Annotated in this window: 17 protein-coding genes and 1 tRNA gene; 5 read left to right on the forward strand and 13 right to left on the reverse strand. The window is 61.4% G+C overall.

The genetic code is table 11. From position 1 onward, the window contains the following. Positions 1-43 precede the first annotated feature (43 nt). The 8 genes from AC1DUY_RS06945 to AC1DUY_RS06980 form a co-directional block, all read right to left on the reverse strand. Entirely contained in the window at positions 44-1804 is a 1761-nt protein-coding gene (locus AC1DUY_RS06945; RefSeq protein WP_478113213.1) for a methyl-accepting chemotaxis protein, read from the reverse strand. A gap of 529 nt (positions 1805-2333) precedes the next feature. Then, the gene (locus AC1DUY_RS06950) at positions 2334-4334 is read right to left on the reverse strand and encodes a methyl-accepting chemotaxis protein (RefSeq protein ID WP_478113215.1); all 2001 of its coding nucleotides are present in this window, start codon (positions 4332-4334) and stop codon (positions 2334-2336) included. 281 nt (positions 4335-4615) lie between these two features. Next, positions 4616-6619 (reverse strand): methyl-accepting chemotaxis protein, encoded by a 2004-nt coding sequence (locus tag AC1DUY_RS06955; protein ID WP_478113217.1) that lies wholly within the window; start codon positions 6617-6619, stop codon positions 4616-4618. Positions 6620-6707: 88 nt separating this feature from the next. Further along, on the reverse strand, positions 6708-8738 hold the full coding sequence (locus AC1DUY_RS06960) for a methyl-accepting chemotaxis protein (RefSeq protein WP_478113219.1): 2031 nt from the start codon (positions 8736-8738) through the stop codon (positions 6708-6710). Positions 8739-9052: 314 nt separating this feature from the next. Then, positions 9053-9784 carry an amino acid ABC transporter ATP-binding protein gene (locus AC1DUY_RS06965; protein WP_320447879.1) on the reverse strand — a complete coding sequence of 244 codons (732 nt, stop codon included), beginning with the start codon at positions 9782-9784 and terminating at the stop codon, positions 9053-9055. Between the two features lie 51 nt (positions 9785-9835). Further along, positions 9836-10528 (reverse strand): amino acid ABC transporter permease, encoded by a 693-nt coding sequence (locus AC1DUY_RS06970; protein ID WP_068728918.1) that lies wholly within the window; start codon positions 10526-10528, stop codon positions 9836-9838. A gap of 3 nt (positions 10529-10531) precedes the next feature. Further along, positions 10532-11263 (reverse strand): amino acid ABC transporter permease, encoded by a 732-nt coding sequence (locus tag AC1DUY_RS06975; RefSeq protein ID WP_068728920.1) that lies wholly within the window; start codon positions 11261-11263, stop codon positions 10532-10534. Positions 11264-11511: 248 nt separating this feature from the next. After that, a complete protein-coding gene (locus AC1DUY_RS06980) occupies positions 11512-12429 on the reverse strand; it encodes an amino acid ABC transporter substrate-binding protein (RefSeq protein WP_093757187.1) in 918 nt (305 codons plus the stop codon). 160 nt (positions 12430-12589) lie between these two features. On the opposite strand from AC1DUY_RS06980, the gene AC1DUY_RS06985 reads away from it, so the two are divergent. Continuing rightward, the gene (locus tag AC1DUY_RS06985) at positions 12590-14008 is read left to right on the forward strand and encodes a DHA2 family efflux MFS transporter permease subunit (protein ID WP_478113223.1); all 1419 of its coding nucleotides are present in this window, start codon (positions 12590-12592) and stop codon (positions 14006-14008) included. On the opposite strand, the gene AC1DUY_RS06990 is transcribed toward AC1DUY_RS06985, so the two are convergent. The 3 genes from AC1DUY_RS06990 to cpdR form a co-directional block, all read right to left on the reverse strand. Beyond that, on the reverse strand, positions 13968-14789 hold the full coding sequence (locus tag AC1DUY_RS06990) for a gamma-glutamyl-gamma-aminobutyrate hydrolase family protein (protein ID WP_120287183.1): 822 nt from the start codon (positions 14787-14789) through the stop codon (positions 13968-13970). The two genes, AC1DUY_RS06985 and AC1DUY_RS06990, sit on opposite strands and share 41 nt — an antisense overlap. 172 nt (positions 14790-14961) lie before the next feature. Continuing rightward, positions 14962-15036, reverse strand: a tRNA-Val gene (locus AC1DUY_RS06995). 128 nt (positions 15037-15164) lie between these two features. Further along, entirely contained in the window at positions 15165-15524 is a 360-nt protein-coding gene (gene cpdR / locus AC1DUY_RS07000) for a cell cycle two-component system response regulator CpdR (RefSeq protein ID WP_015669438.1), read from the reverse strand. A 292-nt stretch (positions 15525-15816) separates the two neighbouring features. Between cpdR and AC1DUY_RS07005 the strand changes: the two genes are divergently transcribed. The 3 genes from AC1DUY_RS07005 (at position 15817) to hisN (ending at position 18498) form a co-directional block, all read left to right on the forward strand. Continuing rightward, positions 15817-16704, forward strand: coding sequence for an N-formylglutamate amidohydrolase (locus AC1DUY_RS07005; protein WP_320445547.1), 888 nt, complete (start codon positions 15817-15819; stop codon positions 16702-16704). Between the two features lie 227 nt (positions 16705-16931). Further along, complete coding sequence (locus AC1DUY_RS07010; RefSeq protein ID WP_175367776.1) at positions 16932-17096, forward strand: Flp family type IVb pilin; 165 nt, start codon at positions 16932-16934, stop codon at positions 17094-17096. 619 nt (positions 17097-17715) lie between these two features. After that, positions 17716-18498, forward strand: a complete 783-nt coding sequence (hisN, locus tag AC1DUY_RS07015; RefSeq protein WP_068728932.1) for a histidinol-phosphatase — start codon at positions 17716-17718, stop codon at positions 18496-18498. Positions 18499-18508: 10 nt separating this feature from the next. On the opposite strand, the gene AC1DUY_RS07020 is transcribed toward hisN, so the two are convergent. Continuing rightward, positions 18509-19402, reverse strand: coding sequence for a LysR substrate-binding domain-containing protein (locus AC1DUY_RS07020; RefSeq protein ID WP_478113227.1), 894 nt, complete (start codon positions 19400-19402; stop codon positions 18509-18511). A gap of 93 nt (positions 19403-19495) precedes the next feature. On the opposite strand from AC1DUY_RS07020, the gene AC1DUY_RS07025 reads away from it, so the two are divergent. Then, positions 19496-20248, forward strand: coding sequence for a sulfite exporter TauE/SafE family protein (locus tag AC1DUY_RS07025; protein WP_439074619.1), 753 nt, complete (start codon positions 19496-19498; stop codon positions 20246-20248). Positions 20249-20251: 3 nt separating this feature from the next. On the opposite strand, the gene AC1DUY_RS07030 is transcribed toward AC1DUY_RS07025, so the two are convergent. Next, entirely contained in the window at positions 20252-20890 is a 639-nt protein-coding gene (locus AC1DUY_RS07030; RefSeq protein WP_441230716.1) for a LysE family translocator, read from the reverse strand. Between the last annotated feature and the right edge of the window lies 1 nt (position 20891).

A 20891-nucleotide genomic window follows, 5' to 3' on the forward strand; every position in this document is an offset into this window, starting at 1 on the left:
TGTTATCGCTCAATAGAATGATCAGTTCTGATCCCGCATGGCCCTAGGCCGCGCGAACAGAGTTGAGGAACCGCGCGACTTCGACCTTTAGCCGCGCGCCGTCCGACGATAGCGACTGTGCTGCCGAAAGAACCTGCGACGAGGCCGACCCGGTCTCGCTGGCGCCGCGCTGCACATCCGTAATGTTGGACGAGACCTGCTGGGTGCCATGCGCGGCTTGCTGCACGTTGCGGGAAATCTCCTGGGTGGCGGCACCCTGCTCTTCGACGGCCGAAGCAATCGTGGACGAAATTTCCGACATCCGGCCAATGGTGACGCCGATCTCGCGGATGGCACTGACCGATTCGTCCGTGGCGGACTGGATGCTGTCGATCTGCATGCTGATCTCGCCGGTCGCCTTGGCGGTCTGCTCTGCGAGCGTCTTCACCTCGGCCGCCACCACGGCGAAGCCGCGGCCGGCTTCACCGGCGCGGGCGGCTTCTATGGTCGCATTGAGCGCCAGAAGGTTGGTCTGCCCCGCGATGCTATTGATCAGCTCGACCACGTCGCCGATACGGCTGGCCGCCTTGGATAGCTCGCCGACACGGTCGTTGGTCTTCTGGGCCTGCTGCACGGCCTCGCTGGCAATGCGCGCAGATTCCTGAACCTGGCGGCTGATCTCGTTCACCGATGACGCCATTTCCTCGGTCGCCGATGCCACGGATTGTACGTTCGTCGAGGCCTCTTCCGAAGCGGCTGCCACCATGGTGGTCAAATGCTGCGAACGCTCGGCAGACGACGTCAGCGTGCCGGCCGACGCTTCGAGTTCGGTCGATGCAGACGACACTGTTTCGACGATCTCGCCGACCGCGCTCTCAAAATTGTTCGCCAGCGTGATCATCTCGCGCTTGCGCTGCTCGGCGGCGATCTGCTCCTGCTGCTTTTGAGCGTCGGCTTCGGCGCGGGCGCGCTCCTGTGCCTTGACCTTGAACTTCTCCACGGCGCCGGCGACGTCGCCGATCTCGTCCTTGCGGCCCAAGCCCGGCAACACCACGCCGAAATTGCCCTCGGCGAGTTCTTCCATCGAACGGCTCAGCGCGCGCATCGGACGCCCGATGGTGAACACCGAGAACACACAGGTCCCGATCAGCATCAGGGCGACCACACCACCGAGAATTAGCGAGTCTCGCTCGGTCGCAGCGGCCTCGTTCGCCGCAGCGGTCGTCTGCTGCTCGACCTTCTCCTTAGCCAGATTGACGATCGTATCGGCCAGCTTGTCGAGTTCTGCACTCATGGGTAGCAGCACGTCGGTGCGGAGCTTCACGATCTCCGCGCCCAGTGTGGTGATGCGCGCGGAGGCATCCGCAGACAATTCGCCAGCTTCGTTGCGCGTCGCCTGCAGATTCAAGATATCTGTGCGGATTACACCGATCTTGTCGCCGCCCTTACCGAGGGTCGTCATCATGTCGAGGAATTTGCCGATGCGTTCGCGCTCGTCCGGTGCGGTCGCAAGCTTGAGCATCTGAGCCGAAAATTTAAGGCCGGCGGTAGTACGCGCCGTGAAATAGTCGGCGGCCTTCTGGACATCGGCCACTTTCGTTGCCCCGAGGAAGTCACGCACGCCGATCTGCATGCCGCGAAACGAGGCCTTGGCCTCGGCAGCGTTCTGCGCAATGCCCTGATAGACGCCGGCCGTCTGATATGACTGGCGAACGCCTGCGCTTCCCATCGTCTGCATATAGATCATGACACCAAGGAGAATGATGCCGAGCCCGGACGCAATCGCGAGCTTCGTGCCGATACGCAGATTCTGGATGAAGGCCATGACAGTTCCTGGGAATGAAGCGGCAGAAAAATGAGTCGGGTCGTCCTTCGCCGGACGGACTCCGGCGTCGCGTGAAATGGTCGAATGCTAAACGGTTGTCATTTTTGGCGCAGCCCGGCGGCAATCCGACGGGCACGCGAAGCTTGGCGTGAGCCGATCCTGAACGAGAAGCGTCATCGGCTCATATGAGCGAGCGATACGTTCGATGATCGATCAAATCACCTGCTCATGGGCAGGAACCTACCACCGCGCTTCTGACACAAACGTTAACGCGCCGATGATGCAATCACTCAAATTGAGCCGGTACCGCAATGGTCGTCGAGCAATTCGGACTTTTCAGACAGTGATGGAGTTCGAGTTCAGGCATCAGAGGTTCTGAGTTAACGATCTAAAATTGCAATCTCATCATGCGATTCCCTGCACGGGATATTTCGAGGTCCTGAATTCTCTCGGAGCATACAGCGGCTTGAGTGGCGGTGCGCGGAGAACGCACCGTTACTCAAGCCAGTGAATTGCGATGTTGGAGAACTCAGGCCGCGCGGACCGAGTTCAGGAAGCGACTGACTTCATGCTTCAGACGGTTGCTATCTGACGACAGCGACTGCGCTGCCGACAGCACCTGAGACGACGCGCCGCCGGTCTCACTCGCGCCGCGCTGCACGTCGATGATGTTGGACGAGACCTGCATCGTGCCTTGCGCAGCCTGCTGCACGTTACGGGAAATCTCCTGCGTCGCCGCGCCCTGCTCTTCAACAGCCGAAGCGATCGTGGACGCAATCTCCGACATCTTGCCGATGGTCGTGCCGATCTCGCGGATCGCCGATACGGAATCATCGGTCGCAGTCTGGATACTTGCGATCTGCTGGCTGATCTCGCCGGTGGCCTTGGCGGTCTGCTCGGCGAGCGCCTTCACCTCGGACGCGACCACTGCGAAGCCGCGGCCGGCATCGCCGGCACGTGCCGCCTCGATGGTGGCATTGAGCGCCAGCAGGTTGGTCTGCCCCGCAATGGTGTTGATCAGCTCGACCACCGCGCCAATGCGGCCGGCAGCTTTTGACAACTCGCCGACGCGATCATTGGTCTTCTGAGCCTGGTCCACGGCCTCGTTGGCAATACGCGCGGATTCCTGGACCTGACGGCCGATCTCGGTGATGGACGACGCCATTTCCTCAGTGGCAGACGCCACCGACTGCACATTGGTGGAGGCTTCTTCCGACGCCGTCGCGACGACCGTGGTGAGCTGCTGCGACCGATCTGCTGTCGACGTCAGCGTGCTGGCCGAGGCTTCCAATTCGGTCGACGCGGACGACACCGCCTCAACTATTTCACCGACCGTACCTTCGAAATCGTCGGCGAGCCGGATCATGTCCTGCTTGCGTTGCAGCGCTGCCGCCTGATCCTGCGTGATCCGTGCCTCGGCTTCCGCCCGGGCTTTCTCCTCCGCCTTGACCTTGAAGGTCTCGACAGCCTGCGCCATGTCGCCGACCTCGTCCTTGCGGCCGAGCCCCGGCAGCACCACGCCGAAATTGCCCTCAGCGAGCTGCTTCATGCCCGCCGTCAGCCCCGACAGCGGCCCGATGATTCCGCGCGCGATCAGGTACGCAATCAGCAGACCGGTGATGGTCGCTGCGCCGGCCACGATCTGCTGCAGCGTGATCGTGCCGGAAATGCGCTGCTCATTGGCTGTCGTCGCGCTCACGACCTCCTGCTGGATCGCTGCCTTGATGCCGTCGGTCTTGCGGATGGCGCTGACCACCATCGGCGTGATCGTATTGTAATAGAGCTGATCCATCTTCAGCAGATTGGCCGACGCCTTATCGAACCCGCTGGAATAGCTGACCAAGCCTTTCTTGATCGATTCGAACAGCGCTGAAAGACTCGGCGCCATATCAAATTTTTCCATCTCGGCGATCTGTTGCTGCGCGTTCTTCACGCTGTTGGCAAACAACGTCACATTGTCCTGGTCGCGACCTGCAAAGAACCGCCAGTTCGCCATCTGAACCAACAGAGTTTCGGATTGCAGGGTGGTCGCCCCTTGTGCGAATGGCGAGCTACGCGTCGCGAGCACGAGTTTCTTCAGGTCGGCCTGAAGCTTTTCACCTTCGGCAAGCAGCGCCTTGCGGCTGGCAAGCATCTCCTTGACGGTATTACCGAGATCGACGCGCCTGCTCTTCAGATCGGCGATCGTCTTCTCGACTTCGCGGTAGATCGTGCGACGCTCCTCCGAGCTCGCCTTGATCGTCTCCTCCAACACGCCACCAACCTGCGTCAGTAGTTTCTCGGATTCAGCGAATGACGCCTCATCCTGATCGAACGTGTAGCGCAGCATCGCGCGGCGAAGCGCCTGGAGTTCCGCCGAAATCTCCATCGAGCGCATCGCATTGGCTGACTGGGCATTCATCGCCGAGACGTCGTCGCGAATTTCCGTGAGTTTCCACACGGCGAAACTCGCCATGCCCAACCCGAACAAGACGAGCGCACCGAAGCCCCCATACAGCCTGCCACGGATGCGGAGATTGAATAGCGACATGCGACATGCCCTTCTTGGGAGAACCACTGACAGCCAACCTTGCACGTCGCGAATCGCACCCGCAACGCAAGAGGCAATCTCGAATCCGATCATCGTCAGGTTGCGAGAACTTCGGGTTAATTTCAGCCGCGCAAACGCTTTAAAGTAGAATGACTTTTTGTCGCGCGTGTCATCGTTTGACCCACTAAAACAAACAGCCCGGATGCGATGACGCATCCGGGCTGTTTGCGAGTTGTATCTTACTCGTCGGGCGAACGCGCGTGATCGTGTAACGTTTTGTCCTATGCCGCGCGAACGGAGTCCAGGAACTTGCCGACCTCGCGCTTCAACCGCGCGCTCTCGCCGGACAGCGATTGCGCAGCGGACAAGACCTGCGACGACGCTGAACCCGTGTTGCTCGCGCCGCGCTGCACATCCAGAATGTTCGAGCTCACCTGCATCGTGCCTTGCGCCGCCTGTTGAACGTTGCGCGAAATCTCCTGCGTCGCCGCGCCCTGCTGCTCGACGGCAGATGCGATGGTCGACGCGATCTCCGACATGCGGCCGATGGTGTCGCCGATTTCCTTGATGGCGCCGACCGACTCTTCGGTCGCGGCCTGAATGCCGGAGATCTGGTGACTGATGTCGCCGGTTGCCCTGGCCGTCTGTTCGGCGAGCGCCTTCACTTCCGATGCAACAACGGCGAAGCCGCGACCAGCATCGCCGGCGCGCGCCGCTTCAATCGTGGCATTGAGCGCCAGCAGATTGGTCTGGCCGGCAATCGTGTTGATCAGCTCGACAACATCTCCGATCCGCGCGGCCGCCTTGGCAAGCTCAGCCACGCGATCATTGGTCTTGCGGGCCTGTGCCACCGCGGAGTTGGCGATATTGGCCGACTCCTGAACCTGACGGCTGATCTCGTTGACCGAAGACGACATCTCCTCGGTGGATGACGCCACCGCCTGCACATTGGTCGAGGCTTCGTCGGAGGCCGCGGCCACCATGGCGGTGAGCTGGCGAGATTGCTCGGCGGTCGCAGTCAGTCCGCCCGCCGATTCTTCGAGCTGGCTCGAAGCCGATGACACGTTCTCGACTATGCTGCCGACAGCGCCCTCGAAATCGTCCGCGAGACGGATCATGTCCCGGCGGCGCTGGATCGCTGCCTGCTGGTCCTGCGTCAGCTTGGCTTCGGCCTCGGCGCGTGCCTTCTCCTCGGCCCGTACCTTGAAGGTCTCGACTGCGCGTGCCATGTCGCCGACCTCGTCCTTGCGGGCGAGACCCGGCAACACCACGCTGAAATCCCCGTCGGCGAGCCGCTTCATTCCAGCCGTCAGGCCCGACAGAGGGCCAATAATGCCGCGCGCGATCAGGAAGGCAATCGCTAGACCGACCACAGTAGCGACGCCGGCCACGATCTGTTGCAGCATGCTCGTCGTCGACATGCGGTTGCTGGTTGCGGCGACGGTCTGCGACTGAACCTGCTGGATGTCGGATTTGATCGTCTCGACCTTCCCGATCGCTTTCACGACGGTCGGGCTGATCGACTTGTTGAAGATGCCGTCTGCCGTCTGCAGGCTGGCGGCAGCCTTCTCGAACTGGGCGGCGTAGCTCTTCAGGTTGCTGCGGATGGTGCCGAACAACGCGCTGAGCGTCGGCGGCATCTGCATCTTCTCCATTTCGCCGATCTGCTGCTCCGCGATGCGGACATGATCCTTGAAAGATTCGATATGTTTCTCGTCGCGGCTGACGAAGAAGCGCCAATTCGCAATCTGCACCATCAGCGTGTCGGATTCGAGCTTGGTCGAACCCTGGCCATACATGGTGTTGCGCGTGCTGATCACCAGCTTGCGCAGGCTAGATGACAGCTTGTCGCCGGCTTCCTGCAGCACTTCCCGGCCGGCGACCATCTGCTTGATGGCCTCGCCAAGCGCCTGGCGCTGCGCCTTCACGTCGGCGACGTCCTTCTCGATGGTGCGGTAGGCGGCGCGGCGCTCTTCCGAACGACTGGTCTTGATCACCGTGTCCAGGCTGGCGGTGACGCCGGCGAGACGCTTGTCGGCATCCGCAAGCGCCGCTTCATCCTGATCGAACGAATAGCGCAACACGGCACCGCGGATCGCGTGCAGTTCGGAGGCGATCTCCGAGGCCCGGATCGTGTTGGCCGAAAGAATGTTCAGGGAGTCGACCTGCGTTCCAACTTCCGTCATCTGCCAGACGGCAAATCCCGAACTGGCGAGACCAAACAGGACCAGCGCGCCGAAACCACCATAGAGGCGACCGCGGATACGGAGATTAAGCAGCGACATCATTGGCTTCCTAGGTAGGACTTGATCTGGCTTCGGCGACGGGCGCCGTCTTCGTTGTGGCTTCCCCCATCATGGGAGAAGCATGAATTTATGCGGCCCGGACGGAGTCCAGGAACTTGCCGACTTCGAGCTTGAGCCGCGCGCTTTCGCCGGACAGCGACTGCGCCGCGGACAGCACTTGCGTCGAAGCTGATCCGGTCGCGCTGGCGCCGCGCTGTACATCGGTGATGTTCGACGTCACCTGCATCGTGCCCTGCGCTGCCTGCTGAACATTGCGCGAGATTTCCTGGGTTGCCGCGCCTTGCTGCTCGACAGCAGAGGCGATGGTCGAGGCGATCTCGGACATGCGGCCGATGGTGTCACCGATCTCCTTGATGGCGCCGACGGATTCCTGGGTCGCCGCCTGGATGCCGTTGATCTGGTGGCTGATGTCGCCCGTCGCCTTGGCGGTTTGTTCGGCCAGCGCCTTCACCTCGGACGCAACCACCGCAAAGCCGCGGCCCGCATCGCCGGCGCGCGCCGCTTCGATGGTGGCGTTGAGCGCCAGCAGGTTGGTCTGGCCGGCAATGGTATTGATGAGCTCGACGACATCGCCGATCCGGGCCGCTGCCTTGGCGAGCTCGGCCACACGCTCATTGGTCTTGCGCGCCTGCGCCACGGCCGAGTTGGCGATATTCGCCGACTCTTGCACCTGCCGGCTGATCTCGTTGACCGATGACGACATCTCTTCGGTCGATGACGCAACCGCCTGCACATTGGTGGATGCCTCGTCCGATGCAGCGACGACTGCAGCGGTCAGCTCCTTGGCCTGTTCGGCCGTTGCCGTCAGTGCCCCCGCGGACTCCTCGAGTCTGTTCGACGCCGAGGAGACATTGTCGACGATATTGCCGACGGCGCGTTCGAACGACCCGGCGAGCTCGACCATTTCGCGCTTGCGCGACGCCGCGGCCAGATTGTCCTGGTCGAGGCGCGCCGCAGCCTCATCGCGCGCCTTCTGCTCGGCATTCGCACGGATGACCGTGACGGTCTTGGCGATGTCGCCGATTTCGTCGCCACGCTTGGCGCCGGGGATGACGACATCGAGATCGCCGGCCGCCATCTTGCCCATGGCGCCATTTAAACGCGTCATCGGCCGGGCAACGCCGACAAAGGAGAACACCATGGTGCAGATCAGGACCAGCACGACCGCCAGTCCGAGCACGAGATTGACCTGACCGGAGCGCGCCATTTCCTCGGCGGCCTGCGCCCGAGCCTCTCCAACCGCAGCCTTGGCCGACGAGACCGATTGCGCGACCAGTTGAGATGCCGCCGCAGCGGCGGGCGTGATCTTGGTGCGGACGATATCGGTCTTCTGGTCGTTACTGCCGATCGCTTCATCGGTGGCCGTCATGAACTTCTTCATGTCGGTGCCGAGCTGGATCAGGCCGCTCTGCACGAGCTCGCTGTCTTCGAACACGCTGGCCTTGGCCAGCGCATCGGTGAGGATCTTGGCCTTGGTGATGATCTGGCCCTTCTGCGTGACTTCATTCATCGACGCATAACGCCATGCGGCTGCCTGCACAGCGTTGATGGCATTGTCCGCGATCTTGAGCTGTCCATCGACTTCAGGCCAGTTCGTCGCCTCGGTCACGGCAGTGGTGAGGCGCAGCTGGTCGAGATGCCGGTTCCAGTCGATCACGGCGACGTTGCGGTTGCGATAGAGCTCGAGCAGTTTCTTCTGCAGACTGACGATCTCGTCGGCGGCGGCGAGATAGGTTGACGTCAGCGATTTGATCTTCGCGAAATTGTCCTTGTATTCCTGCCTGGTCGCCAGGGCGGACGCGGCATCGATGATGCGGTCCTGCGCAGCCTTGGCGGCCCTGATCTCGGCCGCGTTCTTGTCAATCTCGGGTGTCGTGATGGCCATACGCAGGCCTTGACTGGCCACCTGCATGGCGCGCATCTGGCCGTCGGCCTCCATCGCGCTATCGGCGATTTTCTGCTGCACATCAGCCAGACGATTGACCTCCGAGATCGCGCTCTCGGTCCTCATCTGGTTTGCGACAACGCCCGCCGAGAGCAAGATGCCAACGAGACCGGCAAGACCCAATTTGTTGCCGACACTGTTGATCTTGATCATGCGATGCACTTTCCGGAGAAGGGCCAAGTCAGGACGCGCGCAAGCATGGCTCGCGCACCCTCGGCTCGGGTCGTTGGAAGACAGTCAGAGAAGCATTGGGCAGAGGCAGAGAACGGGGCGTCGCGGAATTGTCCGTGAGGACAAAGACCCGATCGCTCCGGTGGAGTTCAATCAGCGGACCAACAGGCCCTCGCCCTCACGGTTGAAGGATACCACTCCATTTCTGACACATTCGTTAATTGCCCCGTCATGCAGCATTCAAGAATCTGCATAAACTTGAGGCACTTGCGCGATGCTATGCGCCCGCTCTTGCGTCAGTGCGCGAGGATCTTCGACAGGAACTGCTGGGCCCGATCGCTGCGCGGATGGCCGAAGAAGTCTTCCTTCTGCGCATCCTCGACGATCTCACCGGCATCCATGAAGATGACACGGTTGGCGACCTTCTTGGCGAAGCCCATTTCGTGGGTCACCACCATCATGGTCATGCCTTCCTTGGCGAGCTCGACCATGACGTCGAGCACCTCGTTGATCATTTCGGGATCGAGCGCCGAGGTCGGTTCGTCGAACAGCATGCAGATCGGATCCATCACCAGCGCGCGCGCAATGGCGACGCGCTGCTGCTGACCGCCGGAGAGCTGGCCGGGATATTTCTGCGCATGCGCCGTGAGGCCGACGCGCTCCAGCATCTTCATGGCCTTGGCCTTCGCCGCATCTTCGGAGCGGCCGAGCACGATGGTCTGGCCGAGACACAGGTTCTCGACGATCTTCAGATGCGGAAACAGTTCGAAGTGCTGAAACACCATGCCGACGCGTGAGCGCAGCTTCGGCAGGTCCTTCTTCATCGTCGTCACATTCAGTCCATCGACCATGATAGTGCCCGCCTGCACGGGCTCCAGCGCATTCACGGTCTTGATCAGCGTCGACTTACCAGATCCCGAGGGACCGCAGACGACGACCACCTCGCCTTTCTCGACGGCCGTCGTGCAGTTCTTCAGCACCTGGAACTGCGGGTTGTACCACTTGCTGACTTTTTCGATGGTGATCATGGGCATGATGAGCGACCGACAGTTGGAGGCAAAGACTGAAAGCGAAAGTGGCTAGCGGATGATGCTGATGCGCTTCTGCAAGCGCTTCACAAAGAATGACGCGGTGAAGCAGATCAGGAAGTAGACCAGCGCCGCGAACAGATACATTTCGGTGAGACGACCGTCGCGCTGCGCAACCTTGGACGCGGCGCCCAGGAAATCCGTTATCGACAGCACGTAGACCAGCGATGTGTCCTGGAACAGCACGATGGTCTGCGTGAAGATCACCGGCAGCATGTTGCGGAACGCCTGCGGCAGCACGACATGGCGCATCACCTCGCGATAGTTGAGGCCGATGGCATAACCGGCCATCACCTGCCCCCGCGGCACCGACTGGATGCCGGCACGCATGATCTCCGAGAAATAGGCAGCCTCGAACAGCGTGAAGGTCACGATAGTCGAGGCGTAGGCGCCGACCTGTACCGGCTGATCGGAGCGGATGATCCACTGTCCGACATAGGGCATCAGGAAGTAGAACAGGAAGATCACCAGCACGAGCGGCAGCGAGCGCATCAGATTGACGTAGCTTACGGCGAAGCCCGACAGCACAGCACTGGACGACAGCCGCATCATCGCGATCAAGGTGCCGAGGATGAGACCGAAGACCGTCGCAATGGCCGTCAGCGTGAGGGTGAACGCCATGCCCTGCTGAAACAGGTAAGGCAGGCTGCGCCAGATGACGTCGTAATCGAAATTGCTGAACATCGCTTATTTCCCCTCGTTGAAGCCGGGGATCGCCAGGCGCTTTTCGAGGATGCGCATTCCGATCGTCACAACGGCACTGAGGACGAGGTAGATGGCGGCCGCAGCCGAGAAGGCCTCGAACACCTGGAACGAGAATTCCTGCATGGACCGCGCCCGTGCCGTCAGCTCAAGCACGCCGATGGTCAGCGCCGGCGCCGTGTTCTTGATGGTGTTGAGAAATTCGGAGGTCAGCGGCGGGAAGATGATGCGATAGGCCAGCGGAAGCAGGATGTAGCGATAGGTCTGCCAGGTGGTAAGGCCAATGGCCGTGCCGGCCATGCGCTGGCCCTTTGGCAGTGCATTGATGCCGGCGGTGATCTGTGCAGCGACACGCGAGGACATATAGAAGCCAAGCCCGAGCATCGCGGCGATGAACGGCCCGTTGCGCAGTTGCTTGATCCAGATGCCGAGATCGCCGGGCAAAAGTTCGGGAACGACGAAGAACCAGATGAACAACTGCACCAGCAGCGGAATGTTGCGGAACATCTCGATATAGGCATTGCCGACAAACACCGCCCAGCGCGCAGGCAGGGTCCGCATGATGCCGATCAGAGAGCCCATCACAAACGCGATGAACCAGGCGCAGAGTGCGAGCAGGATCGTGACCTGAAGGCCGCTCATCAGCGAGCCAAAATAGGTCCCCGTCGCATCAGGCGTCTGATCCCAGAAGATTCCCCAATTCCAGTTATAGTTCACGCATTCACCCCCACGCGCCGTCCACGCGAAAACCTGGCAACCTCAGGCAGAAACCCATGCAATGGCCGGGCCATTGCTTCTTCCCTCGCCCCGCCTGCGGGGAGAGGGTGGATCGAACGACCGAGGGTCGTTCGAGACGGGTGAGGGGGAGCCAGTGTTTTACTCGCTGCCTCCCCCTCACCCGTCTTACACGCGCTACGCGCATGTAAGACGACCTCTCCCCGCAAGCGGGGAGAGGTAAGCAAGAGTTAGTTGGCTGCGTAGGCGTCGGGATCAGGCGAATCCGACGGGCTGGCGAACGCCTTCTTCTGCTCGGCTCCCATCGGAACGTTCAGATTGAGGCCCTTGGGCGGAATCTTCTGCGTGAACCACTTGTCATAGATCTTGGCGCCTTCCGGGCTCTTGTAGAGCTCGGCAGTGGCCGCATCGACAACCTTCTTGAACGGCGCGTCGTCCTTGCGGAGCATGATGCCGTAGGGCTCAGCTTTCGAGAACGCGTCCTTGGAGATCACATAGGCGCTCGGATCGCGCGCACCGGCAGCAAGGCTGGCAAGCAGGATGTCATCCATCACGAAGGCCACAGCACGGTCGGTCTCGACCATCAGGAATGCTTCGGCGTGATCCTTGGCGGGAATGACGTTGATGCCGAGATTACGCGCGGCATTGGCTTCGGTGAGCTGCTTGATGTTGGTGGTGCCGGAGGTCGAGACCACCGACTTGCCCTTCAGATCGTCGATCTTGTCGAGCTTGGCGGCCTTCTTCGAAACGAAGCGGCTGGCCGTCAGGAAGTGCGTATTGGTGAACGCGACCTGCTTCTGGCGATCGGCATTGTTGGTGGTCGAGCCGCATTCGAGGTCGACGGTGCCGTTGGCAATCAGCGGAATACGGGTGGCAGAGGTCACCGGATTGAGCTTCACCTCGATCTTGTCGTTCTTCAGCTCTTTCTTCACCGCATCGACGATCTTGTAGCAGATATCCATGGCGAAACCGACGGGCTTCTGATTGTCATCCAGATAAGAGAACGGCACCGAGGAATCGCGGAAGCCGATGGTGATGGCGCCGGTGTCCTTGATCTTCTTGAGCGTGCCGGTGAGCTCCTGAGCGCCCGCCTGCGTCGTGCAGACCGCCGCGGCGATCATGGTCCCCAACAGATAAATTCGTTTCATAGTCCCTCTCCTCAACACAGTCCGATCTCACGCCGACGACTCTCTTACCGAGCGCCCCGGCACGACCGCCCGGGATGCTTGCACAATCGGGGCCAAAACGGAATTGCCCGATCGGAGGACAATGGTTTGTTCTGAGCTCCCGTTCCCCTACAACCCGGTCATGAGTAACGCCTTGCATGCGCTTTGTGACGCAGGCGCCGCCGGCGCCACGGAAAAGATCGATGATATCAGCCATCCCGGCCTGGTGATCACCACCACGATTCTGGCCTCCAGCCTGGCCTTCATCGACGGATCGGTGGTGAATGTCGGACTTCCGGCCATTGCTGCGAGTTTTCAGGCCGATGCCGTCGACCTGCAATGGGTGATCAATGCCTATCTGCTGCCGCTCAGTGCACTTCTTTTGCTCGGCGGTGCAGCAGGCGACCGCTTCGGCCGCCGCAGGCTTCTGATCTGCGGAGTCGGCCTGTTCGCGCTGGCCTCGCTGGCCTGCGCTGTGGCGCCCAGCCTGCCTCTGCTGCTGGCCGCGCGTTTCCTTCAGGGCGTCAGCGCGGCGATGCTGATGCCGAACAGCCTGGCGATCCTCGGCCAGACGTTTTCCGGCGAAGCCAAGGGCCGCGCTATCGGCATCTGGGCTGCCAGCGGCGCTGCCGCCGGCGCGCTCGGACCGGTGTTGGGCGGATGGCTGATCGACATCGGCAGCTGGCATCTCATCTTTCTCATCAATGTGCCGATCGCATTGGCCGCAATGGCGCTTGCCTGGCTAGGCATCCCCCGCGATCGACTCGACAGCGACGAGCCGCTCGATAGTCTCGGCGCCATCCTCGCGACTGTGGGACTTGGCCTGACGACCTGGAGTCTGACCGAAGCTACGTCACATGATTGGACGGGTTTCACGCTTGGCGCGCTCGTCGCAGGACTCCTGCTCTTGCTTGTGTTCGTGTGGATCGAAGGCCGTAAGGGCGAACGCGCGATGATGCCGCTCGCACTGTTCGGGTCGGCGAGCTTCGTCGGCCTGACGCTGCTGACATTCTTGTTGTACGGCGCACTCGGCGGGCTGTTCGTCCTGATGCCTTTTCTCCTGATCGAAGCCGCCGGCTACACGGCGACACAGGCCGGTGCCGCGCTGCTGCCCTTGCCGCTTGTCATCTCTTTGACATCACCGCTCGCTGGCTCGCTCGCAGCTAGAACCGGCCCGAGGATCATGCTGACGCTGGGACCGGTGATTGTGGCGATGGGTTTTCTGCTGGCGCTCCGGATCGGTCCCGACACCAGCTACTGGACCAGCGTCTTCCCCGCCATGGTCGTCATCGCTATCGGCATGGCCGGCGCTGTCGCACCTCTGACGACGGCCGTGCTGATGTCCGTCGATGCGCGTCACACCGGGTCTGCATCGGGCTTCAACAGCGCGGTCGCACGCACGGGCGGTCTTGTGGTCACGGCGCTGATCGGATCGGTTATGGCGGCAAAGGGGCCGGCGCTGATCAGCGCCTTTGCAGCAGCGACGGTCGCGGGTGCTGTGCTTTGTGTCGCAGCCGCGCTCAGCGCATTCCTGCTGATAGCGGCGCGGCCGCAGCCGTGAAGGCCCCACGCTGCCTGCGAGCGGCCACTGCCTCGCCGAAGGCCTGAAAGAGCGTCCGGTTGATCGGGTTGATCTGCGGATCATATTCGGCGTGCCATTGCACACCGAGCGCGAAGCTCGGCGCATCGGCAATGCGGATGGCCTCGATGGTGCCGTCCTCGGCAATACCCTCGATCACCACTCGCTCGCCAGGGACATCGATGCCCTGACCATGCAGGGAATTGACCGTGATGGTCTCGCGCCCCAGCAGGCTGGCGAAGGTGCCGTTGCTGGTCAGATGCACGTCGTGGCGATCGGCAAATACGACCGCCGGATCGGGATGGATCTCGCCGCTCTCGAGCCGCGGCATGCGATGATTGATGCGGCCAGGAATCTCGCGGATCTCGGGATGCAGCGAACCGCCGAACGCAACGTTCATCTCTTGCAATCCGCGACAGATACCGAAAATCGGGACTCCGCGCGCGACACAGGCTTCGATCATGGCCAGAGCCACCGCATCGCGGCCGTTGTCATAGGGCTCGTGACGGGCATGGGCTTCCATTCCGAACCGGGTCGGGTGGACATTGGCCCGCGCGCCGGTGAGCAGGATGCCATCGACCAGATCGAGCACCTGGCCGATATCGGTAATGTCGGGGGTGCCGGCAAACATCATCGGCAGGGCATTGGCCACTTCAGCGACCGCACGAAGGTTGTTTTCTCCGACCGCCTGGACGGAGAACCTGTTCTCAATGCGATACGCGTTGCCGATCACGCCGATTACCGGCCGGGTCTTCGTTGGCATCAGCTTCCGGTCGAAAAGTCCTGGACCATTGAGCTATAGCCGAGTCACGGCGTGAACACGACTGGTTCCGAAATAAAACTGTCACTAATCGGAGCATTAGGGAAATAAACGTCTCCCGGCGCCTGAAAAGGCGCCAATCCGGCAGTTTTCGAAAGTCTGAGGTGCGTTTGGATGGTGGGCGCGACAGGGATCGAACCTGTGACCCCTTCCATGTCAAGGAAGTGCTCTCCCGCTGAGCTACGCGCCCTAAGAACCGGTCGTTACGGGTGTGGGGTCTATAACGGGTCAAACCCGGACAAGCAAGGACGGCGGAGGGCCAATCCTTGCCTGATTTGCAGGAAATCCAAGAAAGAAATCCAGGAAAGCGGGCTGCCCTCAGGCGGCCAGCATCTTGTTCACTTCGCTGACCAATTCGCGCAGGTGGACCGGCTTGGACAGCACCTTGGCGTTTTTCGGCGCTTCCGAGTCGGAATTCAGCGCCACGGCGGCGAAACCGGTGATGAACATGATCTTGATGTCGGGGTCGAGTTCGCTGGCGCGGCGCGCCAGTTCGATCCCGTCCATCTCCGGCATCACGATATCCGTTAGAAGCATTTCAAAGGGTTCCTCGCGGAGTCTCTGATAGGCTGACATCCCGTTATCGTGGTGCGACACCTGAAAACCGGCGTTTTCCAACGCCTTCACTAGGAAGCGGCGCATGTCGTTGTCGTCTTCTGCGAGAAGGATTTTGTGCATGGCGGTTGGACGTCGAACCCGAATGAGAGGACCTGTTCGCCCACTAAGCCCGAGGTCTGGTAAATTTCGGGTGAAGGTGATCAGCGCAGACTGTGCCTAAGCGTCTCAAGATGGTGCGCCAGAACGTCGTGAAACACAACAAATGAGCGCGTTTCTCGCGATCGCCGCGCCTGCGGAAGGTTTTTAACTTGGCAGACTTGTTTCGGTTATCGACAATGCAGCCTCACAAAGCGCCGGTTTTCTGCCAGACTGGGCAAACCGAAGAACGCGGCTGCAGGGACGATGCGCGACGATGACCCAGTTTGACGGTGAGCTGTCGCCTCCCTTCGAGATCGTCGAGCCGGCCAACTGGCGCGCCCCGATCATTTTCAATTCCCCGCATTCCGGCTCGGTCTATCCAGCGGAGTTTCTTAGTGCGTCCCGCATCGACGTGACGGCGCTGCGCCGCTCGGAAGATTCGTTCATGGACGAATTGATCGCCGGATTGAGCGATCGCGGCTTCCCGGTGGTCCGGGTGCACTTCCCGCGCTCCTATGTGGACGTCAACCGCGAGCCTTATGAGCTCGATCCGCGGATGTTCAACGGCCGCCTGCCCAGTTTTGCCAATACCCGCTCGATGCGGGTCGCCGGCGGCCTTGGCACGATTCCCCGGGTGGTCGGCGACGGCCAGGAGATTTACCGCGAGCGGCTCGACGTCGATGACGCCCTCACCCGGATCGAGGCGCTGTACAAGCCGTACCATCGCGCCCTGCGCCGCCTGATCAACAAGGCGCACCAGACATTCGGCACGGTGATCCTGGTGGATTGCCACTCGATGCCCTCGATCGGAATTTCCCGTGAGGAGCCGCGCCGCCCGGACGTGGTCGTCGGTGACCGCTATGGCACCAGCTGCGCCACTATCCTGGCCGAGGTGGTCGAAGGCACATTCGGCGGCCTCGGCTATTCGCTGGGCCGTAACAAGCCCTATGCCGGCGGCTTCATTACCGAGCATTACGGCAACCCGGCCAGCGGGCTGCACGCCATCCAGATCGAGCTGAACCGGGCGATCTATATGGACGAACGCCGCCGTGAGCGAACCGCGCGCTTCGATCAGATTGCTGCCGATTTTACCGTCCTGGCCGATGCGCTGGCGAAGATCCCGCTGGACAGCCTCGGCCCATTCCAGGCCGCCGCCGAATAGGCCGGGGCCGAACGTCTCGCCGGGGTTCGAACCGTCACTCAATCAGGTGGGGTATTTGGAACCGTGACCGCCGGGTCACGGAAGCGCTTATTTCGTGCGACAAATTGTCAATTTTCGCTGGATTTGGAGATGGGGCAGAGTTTTACCACCGGGATTAATGCAACTTTAGGTTATCCCCACCAGCGTGGTTCCGCGGATTGGAACCGCGTAAAATGGCAGGAGAGAACATGAAGAACATGATCAAGAAATTCTGGTCGGACGAATCGGGAGCGACTGCGATCGAATACGGGCTGATCGCCGCCGGCATCTCGCTGGCCATCATTGCCGTCGTCAACGGCCTCGGCACCAACCTCAACGGCAAGTTCACCGAAATCAATGGGTCGCTGAAGTAACCGCCACGACGTGGACACCGGCTTGAGGTTCTCAGCCGAATAAGTCTTGCTTGATGACTGACGTCGCAATGGGCCCGAGGCTGTCGGGGTGCCAGGCGACGAACAGGCCAGGCGACATAAAGACAATCGCCGGCAGCCACGTCGGCACGCCGTGATGCAAAACTCCTCCGAAAAGAAAAAAGGACCGCTTGCGATAGCAAGCGGTCCAAGTCTAGGGAGGAAACGCCCAAGGAGGGCAGCGATAGCGCAAGCGCTACCGCACCGCAACAATATGCAGCCGCGACGCACCAAGTGCAAGAGTTTTCGGGCAAATTTCCATGCAAATTTCGCATGGTGATCGCACCGTTCAGGCATAGGCGTCATAATTTCTATAAGCAAAATCAATGCGATATAGAAATGACAGCAGCTTTGACCTATTTAAGAAATGATCATATATTCATTTCATTTGCCAATTTCTGATGCCGGACATCAGGAATCTTAGGGAAATCGCAATCCGATTCAGTGCTGTGGCTTAGGGGAATCGCAGAGAGATTTCGATCACCGCAGATGCGAGTCGTTGCCCTGCGCTGTATAGGAAGCGACACGTCCCCATCCAGCAGCCGCAACAAAGGACCTCTCCGTGACGGTCATCGACTTCAACGCCTTCATTGGTCGTCTTGCGACCTCGTCGGGCGAGACCATCCTGCCGTTCTTTCGCACCTCGCTGAGTATCGACAACAAGAACAGCACCGATTTCGACCCGGTCACGGAAGCCGACCGCGCCGCCGAGGCGGTGATGCGCCGGCTGATCAAGGCCAACTTCCCCCAGCACGGCATTGTTGGCGAGGAATTCGGTACCGAACGCGAAGACGCCGAATATGTCTGGGTGCTCGACCCGATCGACGGCACCAAATCCTTCATCTCCGGCTTCCCGATCTGGGGCACGCTGATCGCGCTGCTGCATCGGGGCACACCGGTCTATGGCATGATGCACCAGCCCTATATCGGCGAGCGCTTCAGCGGCGACAGCGGCTCGGCGCGCTACCAGGGTGCCAACAACACCACCCGCAAGCTTGCCGTGCGCCGTTGCGCATCGCTGAAAGACGCGACTTTGTTCACGACCAGCCCGCGGCTGATGAACGACGCCGATCGCGCGAAATTTCAGGACGTCGAAAAAGGTGTGCGGCTGACGCGCTACGGCGGCGATTGCTATTCCTATTGCATGCTCGCCGCTGGCCATCTCGATCTCGTCATCGAGACCGAGCTGAAGCCCTACGATATCGCAGCCCTGATCCCGATCATTACCGGCGCCGGCGGCGTGGTGACAACGTGGGAGGGCAAGCCCGCGCAGAACGGTGGCCGCATCGTCGCCGCCGGCGACCCGCGCGTGCATGAGGCGGCGCTGAAGATCCTCAACGCCTGATCGGGCACTGCTACGCCCGCGCTGCAGCCCGCAGATGCTCGATCATCTGCTGCGCGGGACGGGATAACGTCTTCAGGCTGCGAAAGCAGATCGCCAGTCTGCGGTTCGCCCAGGGATCGCGAATGCGGATCAGCGCCAGCGCCGTCGACCGCGCGCAGCGCCGTGCCGCGACTTCCGGCACAACCGCAATGCCGACCCCCGCCGCAGCCATCTGGCACATCGCATCGAAATCCCGCATCTGCGCCCGGTAGCGCAGTCGCGCGCCCAGCTTCGCCGCATATTTGCCGATGTGGTTCTGTAGCGCGGTCGCATTGGTGAGACCGATAAAGTCGCGGTCGATGATCTCATGGAAATCGATGTGACGGCGGCCGGCGAAATCGCTGCGCGGCGCCGTCACCAGCATCAGCCGGTCCTCGCTGAAGGTGAAGCGTTCCAGACTGTCTGGCAGCGTATGCTCGGCCGCGAAGCCGAAATCGGCGATGCCGGCAGCGATTGCCTGTGCAATATCGGCGCTTTCGCGCTCCTCGACCTCGAGGCTGACATTGGGGTGCTCGCGCAGGAAACTCGCCAGCGCCTTCGGCAGATGTTCGGACAGGCCCACCGTATTGGCCAGCATCGACACGCTGGCCTTCATACCATTGGCATAGGCCGCCATGTCACCGCGCATGGTCTCGACATTCTGCATGATGATGCGGGCATGGCCGAGCAGGCTCTCGCCGGCCGCCGTCAGTGTGACGCCACGCCGCCCGCGTTTGAGCAATGGCACGCCGATCGTTGCCTCCAGCCCCTTGATCCTCGCACTCGCCGAAGCCAGCGCCAGATTGGCAGCGGCGGCACCCGCGGTGATGCTGCGCGCCTCGGCGACCGCCACGAACAGCCTGAGATCGACAAGGTCGGCATGCATGACGCTCTCCATATCAGCCTTCGTTGTAAACGAAGGCAGTCTCCGTAACCTCCAGATTGTGCCGGCCGGGCCGATCGGTCAATGTGTCGCACCATGATCGATTCCATGCTCATTCTGATTGCTGCTGTTTTCGCGCTCGCCGGCTTCGTAAAAGGCGTCATCGGCCTCGGCCTGCCCACCGTCTCGATGGGCCTGCTGGCGGTGACCATGACGCCTGTGCAGGCGCTGACCATCGTCATCGTGCCCGCCATCGTCACCAATATCTGGCAGACCTTCGCCGGCCCCTATCTGCGCGACATCATTCGCCGGCTGTGGCCGCTGCTGATCGGCACTGCGGTGGCCATCTGGCTCTGCGGCAGCCTGATGACCGGCCCCTACGCCAAATACGGCTCGATCGTGCTCGGCGTACTGCTGGTGATTTATGCCGTGGTGACGCTGGTGAAATTCCAGTTCAAGACGGCGCCGCAAAACGAGAAGTGGGTCGGCGGTATTGCCGGCGTGCTGACCGGCGTGGTCTCCGCGGCCACCGGGGTGCAGGTCATTCCCTCCATGCCGTTCATGCAGTCAATCGGCATGGAGAAAAACGAACTGGTGCAGGCGCTCGGCCTCTATTTCACCGTCGCCACGATGGCCCAGGCGTTCAACCTCACCAGCGCCGGTCTGCTCACGGCCGCGACGGCGGTGCCCGGCATTGTCGCAATGATCACCGCCTTTGCCGGCATGTTCATCGGCCAGGCGGTGCGCGACCGCATGGAGCCCGAGCAGTTCCGCCGCTGGTTCCTGATCGCGATGCTGCTGCTCGGGATCTATCTCTCCGTCACCGCCACTTTCGCGGTGCTGAAGTAAACGCTAGCGTGTTTCGAGCATCGCCACGCGGATGCCGAGATAGATGAACACGCCGCCGAGCGCGCGGTTGATCCACACCATTGCCTGACTGGATTGCCGGACGCGGCTGGCGGCTTTCGCAGCGACAATGGCCGTGCCGAGTCCCCAGATCGTGCCCGTGCTGATGAAGATCAGCCCAAGCACGATGAAGGCGAGCGCCTTGCTGGGCGCATCCACGTCGACGAATTGCGGCAGGAAGGCGAGAAAGAACAGCGCTACCTTCGGGTTCAGCGCGTTGGTGAAGGCGCCCTGCCAGAACACCTGCCGAAGCGACAGCAGCGGCTTTTCCGCGGCGTCGTTCGTTGCAACTGTCGATGCCCGCGCACGCAGCATCTGCACGCCGGTGTAAAGCAGATAGGCCGCACCGATCCATTTCACTGCGGTGAAAGCATAAGATGACGCCGCCAGCAGCGCCGACAATCCGACCGCCGCGGCGAAGACATGGACCAGACATCCTGCACTGATCCCCAGCGCTGCCGCGACGCCGCCGCGCCAGCCCATCTGCACGCTGCGCCCGACGATATAGGCCGTGTCCGGCCCCGGCGTGATGTTGAGGAGGATGCCGGAGAGGATGAAGAGCCAGAGACCGTGAATACCGAGCATG

This window comes from Tardiphaga sp. P4_G1 (genome assembly GCF_056401215.1).

Bases quoted from the DNA above. Each gene is read 5' to 3' on its own strand.
- AC1DUY_RS07005 (WP_320445547.1), top strand. From the start codon at position 15,817: ATGACCCAGTTTGACGGTGAGCTGTCGCCTCCCTTCGAGATCGTCGAG.
- AC1DUY_RS06980 (WP_093757187.1), bottom strand. From the start codon at position 12,429: ATGAAACGAATTTATCTGTTGGGGACCATGATCGCCGCGGCGGTCTGC.
- AC1DUY_RS06990 (WP_120287183.1), bottom strand. From the start codon at position 14,789: ATGCCAACGAAGACCCGGCCGGTAATCGGCGTGATCGGCAACGCGTAT.
- AC1DUY_RS06970 (WP_068728918.1), bottom strand. From the start codon at position 10,528: ATGTTCAGCAATTTCGATTACGACGTCATCTGGCGCAGCCTGCCTTAC.
- AC1DUY_RS07010 (WP_175367776.1), top strand. From the start codon at position 16,932: ATGAAGAACATGATCAAGAAATTCTGGTCGGACGAATCGGGAGCGACT.
- AC1DUY_RS06985 (WP_478113223.1), top strand. From the start codon at position 12,590: ATGAGTAACGCCTTGCATGCGCTTTGTGACGCAGGCGCCGCCGGCGCC.
- AC1DUY_RS07030 (WP_441230716.1), bottom strand. From the start codon at position 20,890: ATGCTCGGTATTCACGGTCTCTGGCTCTTCATCCTCTCCGGCATCCTC.
- AC1DUY_RS07020 (WP_478113227.1), bottom strand. From the start codon at position 19,402: ATGCATGCCGACCTTGTCGATCTCAGGCTGTTCGTGGCGGTCGCCGAG.
- AC1DUY_RS06945 (WP_478113213.1), bottom strand. From the start codon at position 1,804: ATGGCCTTCATCCAGAATCTGCGTATCGGCACGAAGCTCGCGATTGCG.
- AC1DUY_RS07025 (WP_439074619.1), top strand. From the start codon at position 19,496: ATGATCGATTCCATGCTCATTCTGATTGCTGCTGTTTTCGCGCTCGCC.
- AC1DUY_RS06965 (WP_320447879.1), bottom strand. From the start codon at position 9,784: ATGATCACCATCGAAAAAGTCAGCAAGTGGTACAACCCGCAGTTCCAG.
- cpdR (WP_015669438.1), bottom strand. From the start codon at position 15,524: ATGCACAAAATCCTTCTCGCAGAAGACGACAACGACATGCGCCGCTTC.
- AC1DUY_RS06960 (WP_478113219.1), bottom strand. From the start codon at position 8,738: ATGATCAAGATCAACAGTGTCGGCAACAAATTGGGTCTTGCCGGTCTC.
- AC1DUY_RS06950 (WP_478113215.1), bottom strand. From the start codon at position 4,334: ATGTCGCTATTCAATCTCCGCATCCGTGGCAGGCTGTATGGGGGCTTC.
- AC1DUY_RS06955 (WP_478113217.1), bottom strand. From the start codon at position 6,619: ATGTCGCTGCTTAATCTCCGTATCCGCGGTCGCCTCTATGGTGGTTTC.